Consider the following 13,005-nt stretch of genomic DNA (forward strand, 5'->3'; position numbering starts at 1 on the left):
AATAGTTTAAGTTTTAAAAAGCAGGGATGTATATTTGCAAAATAAATAAAGCAATTGCCTCGCAGTTGTTGGAAACAAATTTAAATAAAATATAATAAATGAAATTATATCTATTACCTGTCGTTTTTTGTTTGCTTTTCTGGTCTTGTGATCAAAAAAGTAAAGTCGAAAAAGCTATAGAAGAGACTCCAGTAGAGATTAAGGTTGAACGTTTTGATAAAATATTTTTTGAGACTCCACCAAAAGATCTTGCCAAAGTAAAAAAGCAATTTCCATATTTTTTCTCTCCTCAGATCAATGATACAGTATGGTTGAATAAAATGCAAGCTCCAATTTGGAGAGAAGTATATACTGAAGTTGAAAAAAAATATTCGAATATAGAAAGTGTCCGAAATGATTTAGAGACTTTGTATAAGCATATGAAATACTATTTTCCAGAAACTAAACAGCCAAAATTGATCACATTGATTTCGGATATGGATTATAACAATAAAGCTATTTATGCGGATTCATTAGTGATTGTTTCTTTGGAATTATATCTAGGGAAAGATCATAAATTTTATCAATTCCCTAAATATATTAAGCAAAATTTTGAGCAAAGTCAGATCATGCCAGACATAGTGTCTAGTTTTTCTACTAGAAAAATTGCGCCTCCTACTGATAAAAATTTACTATCGAAAATGATTTATTTTGGTAAAGAACTATATCTAAAAGATGTTTTATTACCAGACTATAGTGATGCAGATAAAATGGGGTATACCAAAGAACAAATTGTTTGGTGTCAGGAAAATGAAAGCTATATATGGCGTTACTTTATTGAGAGACAAATGCTTTTTAGTGACGAACAAAAATTAACGAATCGTTTTATTGATCCAGCGCCTTTTTCTAAATTTTATTTAGAAATAGATAATGATTCTCCAGGAAGAGTTGGAGCATGGATAGGATGGCAAATGGTTCGTTCCTATATGGCAAATAATGAAGTTACGGTAGCCCAGTTAATGAAAATGGATGCCAAAGAAATTTTTGAAAAATCTAAATACAAACCCAAGAAATAATGTCAAATAAAAATACCTCAGAAATTAAATTTCAAGTCGAATTAGATGAAAACCGTGTTCCGGAAAAACTTTTTTGGACAGCAAAAGACGGTGGAATAGAGCTTTCAGAATCAAAAGCAATTATGCTTAATGTTTGGGATAGTAATGCAAAGGAAAGCATGCGTATTGATTTATGGACCAAAGATATGCCTGTAGATGAAATGAAAATTTTCTTTCATCAAACATTGGTGTCCATGGCAGAAACTTTTAGAAGAGCGACTAATGATGAGAAAATGTCGGATACAATGCTAGATTTCTGTGATTATTTTGCCGAAAAATTAGATTTGAAAAAATAATCTTATTTTTTTTATAAATTTCTGTTACACATTTGGCGTTTATTCGTCTTTCGTAAATAAACAGAATTTATGAGAAAATTAATTGTGTTATCGCTAGCGTGTTTTTTGGTTTCTTGTGGAGTAAAAACACCTTATGAAGCTTTTAGAAAGGAAAACAAAGAAGATGTTGCTATGTCTTTCGGTGCTTCTGGATTTGTTGTAAATGCACTTGTTCGTGACAAGGAGTTTAAAAACTTTGCAAAACATTCTGGTGCCAAAAAATACCATATGTTGGTCGCAAAAGAAAATCCTAAATTTTTAAAATCAAATTTTGTTGACTTTTTAAAGGATAATAATTTCGAAGAGATTTTTCATACCAATACTTCGGATGGTAAAATTTATATTTATTCCTTTGAAAAAGGTGATAAGCTAAAGGAAGTTATTGTGAAGATTGAAGATGATTCGCAAATGGTTCTCTTGAATGTTCAGGGCGATCTAAAAATGAGTGATTTCGAAAAACTAACAGCATCCAATGATGTAAATTGATATCATTTAGATAATAGTCCAATATAAAAAATCCCAAAACTAATAATGATAGTTTTGGGATTTTTTGTTTTAAAGTAAGAGGTTTAAAACCCTGAATTATTCTTAAATACCTCTTGGTTTACTTCGTCTATATAACTTAATAATTCTTCTTTTCCGGTAGATTCTGTTGAAGAAGTTACAAAATAATGTGGCATTTCGGCCCAGTTGTTGGCAAACATTTGTTTCTTGTAAGCCGCAATATGAGAATCAATTTTTGTCTTGCTTATTTTATCGGCTTTTGTAAAAATAATGCAAAAAGGGATTTCACTTTCTCCCATATACGACATGAATTCAATATCAATATTTTGTGCTTCATGACGTATGTCTATTAAAACAAACGCGCAAACCAACTGTTCTCTAGTCTCAAAATAATCTGTGATGAATTTTTGAAAAATAGATTTTGTTTTTTTAGAAACTTTGGCATAACCATAACCTGGTAAGTCAACAAGAAACCAATTGTTGTTGATTAAGAAATGATTGATTAGTTGGGTTTTACCTGGTTTTCCTGAAGTTTTGGCCAAATTTTTGTTATTGGTCAGCATATTGATTAATGATGACTTACCAACGTTTGATCGACCAATAAAAGCATACTCGGGCAAAAAATCTTTAGGACATTTGCTTGCGTCTGAATTGCTTATTATAAATTCGGCAGTATTAATTTTCATGTTTCTGGGTATAAAATTCGCCTTTTAGTCTAGTGCTCTGCTAAATGAGTATGTGTTAGCCAATCCTCAAGATGTTTGTTGAACTCTTCAGGTTGTTCCATCATAGCGGCATGTCCGCATTTGTCAATCCAGTATAAAGTAGAATTCGGTAATAATTTGTGGAATTCTTCAGCCACATCTGGTGGAGTAACTTTGTCATTTTTTCCCCAAATAACACAAGTTTGTACATGCATTTTTGGTAGATCTTTGGCCATATTATGACGTATAGCACTTTTGGCAATAGTTAAAGTTTTTATTAATTTGATTCGATCATTAACAGTTGCGTATACTTCATCAATAAGTTCAGGAGTGGCAATTTTTGGATCGTAAAAAACATCTTCGGCCTTTTTCTTGATATATTCGTAGTCACCTCTTTTTGGATAACTATCGCCCATAGCACTTTCATACAAGCCTGAACTACCTGTTATTACAAGTCCAGAAACTTTTTCCGGATACATTTTGGTATGATATAAAGCTATATGTCCACCTAGAGAATTTCCTAAAAGTATGACTCTGTCTAGTTTTTTGAAAGTAATGAAGTTTTTTACATAAACAGCAAAACTTTTTACATTCGTTTTTAAAATATTTTGAGTATAAATAGGCAAATCAGGTATAATGATTCTGTATCCTTTATTGGAAAAATAACTAGCCACAGCATCAAAATTACTAAGTCCTCCCATTAAACCGTGTAAAATGACAATAGGAATTCCTTCACCTGCTTCGTAATAGCTGTATTTGCCTTCTTTTTTGTAATACTTTTCCATTTTTATTTATGACAATTTCAATTTGCAACAAATATAAGGTTTAAAAAATTAAAAAGAATTTTAGTAGCTATTTTTTAACCTTTATTATTTTAACAAAATGTGATAAAAATTCATCCAAAAAATGTGTTTTTTCTTATGTGAAACTAAGATTTTAATGTAAGAAAAGATTTTTCTTTTTTGAATAAATCCGTTCCTTTTTTGCATAACACAATCTTTCTTACAAATAATATATTAAAAAGCTAATATGTTGATTGTCCATATACTAAGGATTTTGGGATCAAAGTGGTTAAACTTATTAACAAAGTGGGGGATAGTGGTAAAATGTGGTAAAATTTTATATATTTTTGCTTAATACAATTAATGTAATTTACTTGAGCGCAATAATAGGGACATATGAATGTAAAGTTGATGCCAAAGGAAGGGTATTATTACCTTCTCCCTTGAAAAAGCAATTGGCTTCTTCACTTCAAAATGGTTTTGTTTTGAAGCGTTCCGTTTTTCAGCCTTGTTTAGAATTGTATCCTATGGAAGAGTGGGATTTGATGATGAAAAAAATCAACAAACTTAACCGATTTGTAAAAAAGAACAATGATTTTATCCGTCGTTTTACCGCTGGCGTAAAAGTGGTAGAAATAGACGCCTTGGGTAGGTTGTTGGTTCCTAAAGATTTAGTGACGTTTGCCAGTATAGATAAAGATGTGGTTTTTTCATCGGCGGTTAATATTGTAGAGATTTGGGATAAAGATTTATATGAAAAATCAATTGATGGTGCAGATGTTGATTTTGCAGATTTGGCCGAGGAGGTAATGGGGAATTTAAATGACGACGACAATGGAATATCATAATCCAGTATTGCTTCACGCTTCTGTTGATGGGTTGAATATAAACCCGGATGGAATTTATGTGGATGTTACTTTTGGAGGCGGAGGACATTCAAAAGAAATTTTGAGTAGGCTTGGTCCTAACGGAAAATTATTTGCTTTTGATCAGGATGAAGATGCTTTAGCGAATGCTTTGCAAGATGAAAGATTTACACTGATCAATGAGAATTTTAGATATATAAAAAGATTTTTGCGTTTTTATGGCGTAAAAGAGGTTGACGGGATTTTGGGAGATTTGGGTGTTTCTTCGCATCAGTTTGATGTGGCAGAAAGAGGATTTTCTACTCGTTTTGATGCTGGACTTGATATGAGAATGAGTCAAAAAAATGATTTGAATGCGTATCGAGTAGTAAATGAATATGATGATGCCAACTTGAGAAGAGTATTCTTGGATTATGGAGAGTTGAAAAACGCACCAGCTTTATCAAGAACAATCATTGAGGCGAGAGAACATCGTTCAATCAAAACCACTGATGAATTGAAAGAGGTTTTGAAGAAATATTTGCCAGAGAAAGTCCGTAATAAAATATTGGCCCAAATCTACCAAGCGATTCGTATTGAAGTCAATCAGGAAATGGATGTTTTGAAAGAATTTTTAGAACAGTCTCTTGAGATTTTAAAACCAGGCGGAAGATTGAGTGTGATTTCATATCATTCATTAGAAGATAGATTGGTAAAACGATTTATTAAAAACGGAATGTTTGAAGGAGAACCGGAACGTGATTTTTATGGAAATTTCTCGGTTCCTTTTAAAACCGTTGGTAAACTAATAGTTCCGGATAATGAAGAGATCAAAATAAATAATAGAGCTAGAAGTGCAAAATTAAGAATTGCAGAGAAAAGATAGCAAATAACAGTAGGCCTTAAAGAAGACAATATAATAGGAGAGAATGAAAGGTGGAATTTATAACATATTAAAAGCACAGTTTCTTATAGACGACAATGCTATCAAAAATTGGCGCTTTATAGTTTATGTGATTTTACTGGCCATAATAATGATTGCCAATACGCAACGTTACGAGCAAAAAGTGTTTAAGATTATTGAATTAACAAATAAAGTCAAGGAATTACGTTCAGAATTTGTAGATAAACGTTCGGAGCTAATGAAACTCAAAATGGAATCTACAGTCTCGGAAAAAATGGTCGGGAAACAAATTTTTCCATCATCAGTACCGCCTGTTAAAATTGAAGTTAGAAAAGAAGAAGAGAAAAATTTCTTAGAAAGAATATGGCAGTAGAAGATAAACATATATCCTATAGAACTTATCTGGTCGCGATTGTTATCTTGTTGATGGCAATGGCGATTGCTGTTAAATTGACAAATATTCAATGGGTTGATGGGGATCATTACAGAGAATTAGCGAAAGAAAGAACCGTTAAGAATTTTGTTATTCCTGCCAATAAAGGAAATATTTACTCAGCAGACGGAAGTCTTTTGGCAACATCAATACCTAATTATATAATCCGTTTTGATGCACTTGCTCCAAAAACGGAGTCGTTCGAAAAAAATATAAAACTCTTGTCGGATTCATTAGGGAAAATGCTGAGAAAATCAAGTAGCACAATCCAAAACGAATTGAGAAGGGCTAGAGTTAATAAAAACAGGTATTATTTAGTCGCTAAAGATTTAAATTATACAGAGTATATGCGCATCAAAGGTTTTCCGTTATTTAATATGGGAGCTTACAAAGGAGGGATAATTGTTGAACAAAAAACAGTAAGAGAACATCCAATAGGAAAGATCGCTGAGCGAACAATAGGTTATGAAAGAAAAATGCCGGAAGGCTATTCAGACGGAAAAGGAATCGAGTGGGCATATAGCGAATACCTTAATGGTAAAGACGGTAAAATATTAAAGCAAAAAATTGCCAAAGGACAATGGAAACCCATACGAGATGCAAATGAAGTAGAACCTCAGGATGGTTATGATGTTATATCAACAATAGATGTATATATTCAAGATATAGCACATCATGCTTTGTTAAAGCAATTGGAAGAATATGAGGCAGATCACGGCTGTGTAGTGGTTATGGAGACTAAAACAGGGCAAATAAAAGCGATTTCTAATTTAGGAAGAGCCAATGATGGTAGTTATTATGAAACTACAAATTATGCTTATGCTGAATCTCATGAGCCAGGATCGACCTTTAAATTGGTTGATTTAATGGCAATATTGGAAGATAAAGTGGCAGATACAAGTACTGTTTATGACAGTCATGGAGGTGTAGTTGTTTATTCAGGGCGAAAAGTAAGAGATTCTCATGATGGAGGTTATGGTAAAATATCGTTAGCTCGTGGTTTTGAGGTTTCTTCTAATACAGTAATGGTTCAAGCTGTTTATAATAATTACAAAAACAATCCATCAAAATTTGTGAACCACATCAATTTCTATGGTTTAAATAAGAAATTGGGATTGGCTTTTCAAGGTGAAGGAAAACCATTTATACCACAACCGGGTGATAAAAACTGGTCTAATATTTCGCTTCCATGGATGGCATTTGGATATGGAGTTTCGGTAACACCTTTGCAAACACTAACCTATTATAATGCTGTAGCGAATAATGGAGTAATGGTAAAACCACAATTGGTTACAGAAATTAAAGAGTGGAATAAAACCATAAAAAAATACAATACAGTAGTAATGAATCCGAGGATTTGTTCACCAGAAACAATCTTGAAACTGAAAGCAGTTTTGGCTAATGTGGTTAAAAAGGGAACGGGTTCAAAATTATTTTCTAAAGATTTTTCAATGGCAGGAAAAACAGGAACAGCTCAGGTGAATTATGCTAAAAATGGCGGGCAAGATAAGCACTATGCATCTTCATTTGTGGGGTATTTTCCAGCTGATAATCCAAAATATTCTTGCATTGTAGTGGTTCATAAACCCAATACAGCCAAAAATGATTATTATGGAGCAGATGTTGCTGGCCCGGTTTTTAAAAGGATAGCCCAAAAAATATTTACAGATGCACCTTCTACAAATGTGATTAAAAAGTTAGAAAGATCAACTCCAAAACAAGACCGTAATTACAATTCGTATTTTGCGCAAACACAGAAAAAGAATCTATATGTTCCAAATGTAAAAGGAATGTCGGGGATGGATGCAGTTGCTTTGCTAGAAAATTTGGGTATGAAAGTAAAGGCTGTTGGAGTTGGTAAAGTAAAAAAACAGTCAATACAAGCAGGACAAAATATTGTAAAAAAATCAACTATACTATTGGAATTATCATGAGTATACTAAGAGATATATTATATAAAGTAGCTATAGAATCGGTAAGTGGTTCTACAGAAATTGCTATTAACAAAATGGATTTCGATTCTAGAAAAATTGAAAAAAATGATGTTTTTATAGCGATTAGAGGAACAGTTTCAGACGGGCATGATTTTATAGAGAAAGCTATAGAGCTAGGAGCTTCGGCAGTTATTTGTGATACTTTGCCAAAGGTTTTAGCAAAAGAAGTTACCTATGTGTGTGTGAAAGATACTAATCTTGCTTTAGCCCATATGGCAGCCAATTATTACGGAAATCCTTCTGATGGTTTAAAATTAGTGGGAATTACTGGGACAAATGGTAAAACAACAATTGCTTCTTTATTGTATCAATTGTTTAAAAAAGCGGGTTTTAAAGTTGGGTTACTATCTACAGTCAAAATTTTGGTTGATGATGTAGAATATAAAGCAACACATACGACACCAGACTCTATAACCATAAATCATTTTTTGAGAGAAATGATCGAGGCAGGAGTAACATATTGTTTTATGGAGGTGAGTTCACATGGAATTCATCAAAAAAGAACTGAAGGATTGCATTTTGTAGGCGGAATTTTTACCAATTTATCACACGATCATTTAGATTATCATCCCACTTTTGCTGAATACAGAGACGTGAAAAAATCGTTTTTTGATAATTTGTCCAGCACAGCTTTTGCATTGTCAAATATAGATGATAAAAATGGGCAAGTAATGCTGCAAAATACTTCAGCAAGAAAACGTACTTACGCTTTAAAAACATATTCTGATTATAAAGCTCAAATTCTAGAAAATCAATTATCTGGTTTGTTGCTGAAAATTAACGGAAATGAAGTTTGGGTAAAATTAATAGGGACTTTCAATGCCTATAATCTTTTGGCTATTTACGGAACGGCAATAGAATTAGGATTGGATAGCTTTGAAGTACTTCGATTAATGTCTGAATTAGAAAGTGTATCCGGACGATTCCAGTTTATTGTTTCCAGCTCAAATGTAACGGCAATTGTAGATTATGCTCACACACCAGATGCTCTGGAAAATGTTTTGAATACGATTAATGATGTACGTACAAAAAATGAACAACTAATTACGGTTGTTGGTTGTGGAGGAAATAGAGATAAAACCAAAAGGCCTATAATGGCAGGTATAGCCTCAGATTTGAGTGATAAAGTGATTCTTACATCAGATAATCCAAGAGATGAAGAACCGGAAACAATTATCCAAGAAATGGAAAAAGGAGTAGCTGCTCAAAATTTTAAAAAAGTTTTGACAATTACAGATAGACTGCAAGCTATAAAAACGGCTTGCCAATTGGCCCAACCAAATGATATTATATTGATTGCCGGAAAAGGACATGAAACGTATCAGGAAATCAAAGGGGTACGTCATGATTTTGATGACATGAAAAATGTAAAAGAAATTTTAGAACAACTGTTAAAATAAAACAATATGCTATACTACTTATTTCAATATTTAGACAAAGTAATGGATGTTCCTGGAACAGGAGTTTTTCAATACATTACTTTTAGATCTTCTTTGGCATTAATGTTATCATTGCTATTGTCTACTATTTACGGAAAACGAATTATTGGTTTTTTAAGTAGACAACAAGTTGGAGAAACAGTTCGTGAATTAGGATTGGCAGGACAAAATGAAAAGGCTGGTACACCAACTATGGGGGGAATTATTATCATATTTGCCACATTGGTTCCAGTAATACTTTTTGCAAAATTGCATAATATCTATATTGTTTTATTGATAGTAACCACATTATGGATGGGAACTATCGGTTTTATTGACGATTATATTAAAATTTTCAAGAAAGACAAACAAGGACTTAAGGGAATCTTCAAAGTTTTTGGACAAGTTGGTTTGGGATTGATCGTGGGATCGGTATTGTATTTCAGCCCATCGGTTACTGTAAGAACTGATACAGGGAATAGTGATATTTTTAGAAATCCTACAGAAACAGTAATAAATCAAGCATCATTAGAAGAGAAATCTACAGCAACGACTATTCCGTTTTTTAAAAATAACGAATTTGATTATGCTGAACTATTGGCTTGGACCGGAGAGGGCTATGAAAAATGGGCTTGGTTGGTTTTTATACCAATCGTGATTTTTATCATTACTGCAGTTTCTAACGGAGCCAACTTAACAGATGGTATAGATGGTCTGGCCGCAGGAACTTCTGCAGTGTCGGTCTTTGCACTGGCGATTTTTACTTTTGTATCAGGTAATATTATATTTTCTAATTATTTGAATATAATGTACATCCCCAATTCAGGAGAAATGACAGTTTTTATAGCGTCATTTCTTGGGGCATTGATTGGATTTCTTTGGTACAACTCCTATCCAGCTTCTGTTTTTATGGGAGATACAGGAAGTTTAACTATAGGAGGGATAATAGCGGTTCTAGCTATTGCAGTCCGAAAAGAAATGCTAATTCCATTATTATGCGGGATCTTTCTGGTAGAAAATTTTTCTGTAGTCTTACAAGTAAGTTATTTTAAATACACCAAAAAACGTTTTGGAGAGGGACGAAGAATTTTTCTGATGTCACCGTTGCATCATCACTATCAGAAGAAGGGTTATCATGAAAGCAAAATTGTTACCCGATTTTGGGTTGTAGCCATCATGTTAGCCATATTGTCTATTGTTACACTAAAATTAAGATAGTATGAGGCTAGTAGTATTAGGAGCTGGAGAAAGCGGTGTTGGAACTGCTATACTAGGGAAGAAGCAAGGTTATGATGTTTTTGTTTCTGACTTTGGAAAAATACAAGGAAGTTACAAAGAAGTTCTTATCATTAATGGAATTGCCTGGGAAGAGGGTAAACACACAGAAGAGCTGGTATTGAATGCAGATGTGGTGATGAAAAGCCCTGGGATTCCTGACAAATCTCCAATCATTAAGCAATTAAAAGAGAAAGGGGTTTCTATCGTTTCCGAAATTGAATTTGCAGCTCCATTTACAGAAGCCACGACTGTCGGAATAACAGGAAGTAACGGTAAAACTACCACGACAATGCTAACCTATCATTTGCTGAAATCAGCAGGATTGAATGTAGGTCTGGCAGGCAATATCGGAAAAAGCTTTGCTTGGCAAGTAGCAGAGAATAAGTATGATGTTTATGTGCTGGAATTAAGCAGTTTTCAGCTTGACGGCATTATAAATTACAAGCCACATATAGCAGTAATTACGAATATTAGTCCGGATCATTTAGATCGATATAATTATAAATATCAAAATTATATAGATTCAAAATTTAGGATAACAATGAATCAAACCGAAGAAGACTTCTTGATTTATGATTATACTGATGAGGCTATTTCGGAATGGCTAAAAAATAATAAGACAAAAGCTAAATTAATTCCTTTTTCATTGACAGATACTTTCAACGAAGGAGCTTATATAAAAAACAATAAAATGGACGTAAAAATTAACCACGAAGAGTTTACAATGGAAACAGAATATATTGCATTGGAAGGGAAACATAATATAAAAAATGCAATGGCGGCAACATCTGTAGCAAAGATTTTACAAATTAGAAATGCAACTATCCGTGAAAGTTTGTCCAACTTTCAAGGGGTTGAACATCGTTTAGAGAAAGTTTTAAAAATTCAAAATGTTCAATACATCAATGACTCAAAAGCTACAAATGTAAATGCAACATTCTTTGCTTTAGATAGCATGAATACTTCAACGGTTTGGATTGTTGGGGGAGTAGACAAAGGGAATGATTATAATGAATTGATGTCTTTGGTTCGTGAAAAGGTAAAAGCTATCGTTTGTTTGGGTATCGATAATAAAAAGATTATTGATGTTTTTGGAGGTGTTGTAGATATAATGGTCGAAGTAGACAATATGAATGATGCTGTTCGTATGGCACAGCGTCTAACCGAAAAAGGAGATACGGTTTTATTATCACCAGCATGTGCAAGTTTTGATTTATTCGAAAATTACGAAGATAGAGGAAGACAATTCAAGCAAGCAGTAAAAAATTTATAATTAGTCAATTAGCCAATTTTATAATGTGCCAATTGGTCAATTAGCGAATTATTAAATTATCAAGTTGATACATTAGATTTACAAGAATGAAAGAACTAGTTAACAAATTAAAAGGAGATAAAGGCATTTGGTCATTCGTGGCACTATTGGCTATGTTTTCGTTTATGCCTGTTTTTAGTGCGAGTAGTAATTTGGCATACATAGGTCACGGAACTGGAAATACTTTGGGATACTTGGTAAAACATTTGGCTCATATCTGTATCGGTTTTGTGATTATTTATTGGATTCATAATATACCGTATCATTATTTTAGGGCTATCTCAAAAGCAGGATTACCGGTAGTTTGGCTTTTGTTATTGTATACATTGGCAAAAGGAACGGCAATAGGCGGAGCTAATGCGAGTAGATGGATTCAAATTCCTTTTGTGGGATTGTCTTTTCAGACATCAGCGTTGGCAGCGATCATTTTGTTCATATTCGTAGCTCGTTATTTATCAAAAACAAGAGAAAACCCAATTACGTTCAAGTCCTCTTTATGGGAACTTTGGACTCCGGTTTTTATAACATTAGCGCTAATTTTACCAGCCAATTTTTCTACCACAGCTTTGATATTTGCAATGGTAATCATGTTGACTTTTGTTGGTAAATATCCGTTGAAGTATATTTTTTCGATCATAGGCTCAGGTATTGTATTTCTGGCATTTTTCGTTTTGCTTTCAAAAGCTTTTCCTGATTCTAAATTTTTTAGCAGGGTAGGAACATGGGGTAGTCGTATAGAGAATTTTACCAGCAACAAAGCCGATGAGGATGATTACCAAATTGAGAAAGCGAAAATAGCCATAGCTTCTGGCCAAATATATGGGCTTGGACCTGGTAAAAGTGTACAGAAGAATTTTTTGCCCCAATCCTCTTCCGATTTTATTTATGCCATTATAGTTGAGGAATACGGATTGGTTGGCGGATTAGGAGTTTTGGTTTTGTATTTGCTTCTATTGTTTCGTTTTGTAGTAGCATCCCATAAAGCCAATACTCTTTTTGGGAAATTAGTGGTCATAGGACTAGGATTTCCAATGATATTTCAAGCCATGATTAATATGGCTGTAGCGGTAGAATTGTTGCCGGTTACAGGGCAAACGCTGCCATTAATAAGTAGTGGAGGTAGTTCTATCTGGATGACCTGTTTTGGACTCGGAATTATTTTAAGCGTTACCAAAAAAGAAGAGGAAATTGCACAGGAAAAACTCGAAAAGGAAAGAAGAGAAGAAGCACTCCAAAAACTTATCGATAGGGAGTTAGAAGCAGATCTTAATGCAGACCAAGAGTTAGATAAAGAAGAGTTTGATTCAAATAATTATTCTATAACGGATAATTCTAAAAATCCAATGGATGCAGTGCTGAAATAATTGGATAAAGCAATTAGAAATTGGATATCAGTTTGTGA

Annotated in this window: 13 protein-coding genes; 11 read left to right on the forward strand and 2 right to left on the reverse strand. The window is 33.3% G+C overall.

Going from position 1 to position 13,005, the window contains the following annotated elements; translation table 11 throughout:
* Nucleotides 1-98 precede the first annotated feature (98 nt).
* The 3 genes from gldB to OZP08_RS06865 all read left to right on the forward strand — a co-directional run bounded on the left by gldB (nt 99) and on the right by OZP08_RS06865 (nt 1,915).
* Nucleotides 99-1,055, forward strand: a complete 957-nt coding sequence (gldB, locus tag OZP08_RS06855) for a gliding motility lipoprotein GldB (protein ID WP_268848900.1) — start codon at nt 99-101, stop codon at nt 1,053-1,055.
* Nucleotides 1,055-1,390: a gliding motility protein GldC gene (gene gldC, locus OZP08_RS06860; RefSeq protein ID WP_281323297.1), complete on the forward strand. Its 336-nt coding sequence runs from the start codon at nt 1,055-1,057 to the stop codon at nt 1,388-1,390. The genes gldB and gldC overlap by 1 nt, the downstream gene beginning before the upstream one ends.
* Nucleotides 1,391-1,459: 69 nt before the next feature.
* Nucleotides 1,460-1,915 carry a DUF4252 domain-containing protein gene (locus OZP08_RS06865; RefSeq protein WP_268848901.1) on the forward strand — a complete coding sequence of 152 codons (456 nt, stop codon included), beginning with the start codon at nt 1,460-1,462 and terminating at the stop codon, nt 1,913-1,915.
* An 83-nt stretch (nt 1,916-1,998) separates the two neighbouring features.
* On the opposite strand, the gene yihA is transcribed toward OZP08_RS06865, so the two are convergent.
* Both yihA and OZP08_RS06875 read right to left on the reverse strand, forming a co-directional pair.
* Nucleotides 1,999-2,619, reverse strand: coding sequence for a ribosome biogenesis GTP-binding protein YihA/YsxC (gene yihA / locus OZP08_RS06870; protein WP_268848902.1), 621 nt, complete (start codon nt 2,617-2,619; stop codon nt 1,999-2,001).
* A 29-nt stretch (nt 2,620-2,648) separates the two neighbouring features.
* A complete protein-coding gene (locus tag OZP08_RS06875; protein ID WP_281323298.1) occupies nt 2,649-3,422 on the reverse strand; it encodes an alpha/beta fold hydrolase in 774 nt (257 codons plus the stop codon).
* 371 nt (nt 3,423-3,793) lie between these two features.
* Between OZP08_RS06875 and OZP08_RS06880 the strand changes: the two genes are divergently transcribed.
* The 8 genes from OZP08_RS06880 to OZP08_RS06915 all read left to right on the forward strand — a co-directional run bounded on the left by OZP08_RS06880 (nt 3,794) and on the right by OZP08_RS06915 (nt 12,967).
* Nucleotides 3,794-4,267, forward strand: coding sequence for a division/cell wall cluster transcriptional repressor MraZ (locus tag OZP08_RS06880; RefSeq protein ID WP_268848903.1), 474 nt, complete (start codon nt 3,794-3,796; stop codon nt 4,265-4,267).
* Nucleotides 4,242-5,150, forward strand: a complete 909-nt coding sequence (gene rsmH, locus OZP08_RS06885; protein WP_268848904.1) for a 16S rRNA (cytosine(1402)-N(4))-methyltransferase RsmH — start codon at nt 4,242-4,244, stop codon at nt 5,148-5,150. The genes OZP08_RS06880 and rsmH overlap by 26 nt, the downstream gene beginning before the upstream one ends.
* A 43-nt stretch (nt 5,151-5,193) precedes the next feature.
* Nucleotides 5,194-5,541: an FtsL-like putative cell division protein gene (locus tag OZP08_RS06890; RefSeq protein ID WP_281323299.1), complete on the forward strand. Its 348-nt coding sequence runs from the start codon at nt 5,194-5,196 to the stop codon at nt 5,539-5,541.
* Nucleotides 5,532-7,535, forward strand: a complete 2,004-nt coding sequence (locus tag OZP08_RS06895) for a penicillin-binding protein (RefSeq protein WP_281323300.1) — start codon at nt 5,532-5,534, stop codon at nt 7,533-7,535. The genes OZP08_RS06890 and OZP08_RS06895 overlap by 10 nt, the downstream gene beginning before the upstream one ends.
* The gene (locus OZP08_RS06900; RefSeq protein WP_268848906.1) at nt 7,532-8,995 is read left to right on the forward strand and encodes a UDP-N-acetylmuramoyl-L-alanyl-D-glutamate--2,6-diaminopimelate ligase; all 1,464 of its coding nucleotides are present in this window, start codon (nt 7,532-7,534) and stop codon (nt 8,993-8,995) included. Before OZP08_RS06895 ends, OZP08_RS06900 begins: the two co-directional genes overlap by 4 nt.
* Before the next feature lie 6 nt (nt 8,996-9,001).
* The gene (gene mraY, locus OZP08_RS06905) at nt 9,002-10,231 is read left to right on the forward strand and encodes a phospho-N-acetylmuramoyl-pentapeptide-transferase (protein ID WP_281323301.1); all 1,230 of its coding nucleotides are present in this window, start codon (nt 9,002-9,004) and stop codon (nt 10,229-10,231) included.
* Between the two features lies 1 nt (nt 10,232).
* Nucleotides 10,233-11,564: a UDP-N-acetylmuramoyl-L-alanine--D-glutamate ligase gene (murD, locus tag OZP08_RS06910; RefSeq protein WP_268848907.1), complete on the forward strand. Its 1,332-nt coding sequence runs from the start codon at nt 10,233-10,235 to the stop codon at nt 11,562-11,564.
* An 86-nt stretch (nt 11,565-11,650) separates the two neighbouring features.
* Entirely contained in the window at nt 11,651-12,967 is a 1,317-nt protein-coding gene (locus tag OZP08_RS06915; RefSeq protein ID WP_281323302.1) for an FtsW/RodA/SpoVE family cell cycle protein, read from the forward strand.
* Nucleotides 12,968-13,005 lie beyond the last annotated feature (38 nt).

The sequence above is a fragment of the Flavobacterium aestivum genome, from assembly GCF_026870175.2.
GTDB lineage: Bacteria > Bacteroidota > Bacteroidia > Flavobacteriales > Flavobacteriaceae > Flavobacterium > Flavobacterium aestivum.

Excerpts from the sequence above, each read along its gene's own strand:
- gldB (WP_268848900.1), top strand. The coding sequence starts at position 99 with ATGAAATTATATCTATTACCTGTCGTTTTTTGTTTGCTTTTCTGGTCT.
- gldC (WP_281323297.1), top strand. The coding sequence starts at position 1,055 with ATGTCAAATAAAAATACCTCAGAAATTAAATTTCAAGTCGAATTAGAT.
- OZP08_RS06865 (WP_268848901.1), top strand. The coding sequence starts at position 1,460 with ATGAGAAAATTAATTGTGTTATCGCTAGCGTGTTTTTTGGTTTCTTGT.
- OZP08_RS06875 (WP_281323298.1), bottom strand. The coding sequence starts at position 3,422 with ATGGAAAAGTATTACAAAAAAGAAGGCAAATACAGCTATTACGAAGCA.
- OZP08_RS06915 (WP_281323302.1), top strand. The coding sequence starts at position 11,651 with ATGAAAGAACTAGTTAACAAATTAAAAGGAGATAAAGGCATTTGGTCA.
- murD (WP_268848907.1), top strand. The coding sequence starts at position 10,233 with ATGAGGCTAGTAGTATTAGGAGCTGGAGAAAGCGGTGTTGGAACTGCT.
- OZP08_RS06895 (WP_281323300.1), top strand. The coding sequence starts at position 5,532 with ATGGCAGTAGAAGATAAACATATATCCTATAGAACTTATCTGGTCGCG.
- yihA (WP_268848902.1), bottom strand. The coding sequence starts at position 2,619 with ATGAAAATTAATACTGCCGAATTTATAATAAGCAATTCAGACGCAAGC.
- OZP08_RS06900 (WP_268848906.1), top strand. The coding sequence starts at position 7,532 with ATGAGTATACTAAGAGATATATTATATAAAGTAGCTATAGAATCGGTA.
- OZP08_RS06890 (WP_281323299.1), top strand. The coding sequence starts at position 5,194 with ATGAAAGGTGGAATTTATAACATATTAAAAGCACAGTTTCTTATAGAC.
- rsmH (WP_268848904.1), top strand. The coding sequence starts at position 4,242 with ATGACGACGACAATGGAATATCATAATCCAGTATTGCTTCACGCTTCT.
- mraY (WP_281323301.1), top strand. The coding sequence starts at position 9,002 with ATGCTATACTACTTATTTCAATATTTAGACAAAGTAATGGATGTTCCT.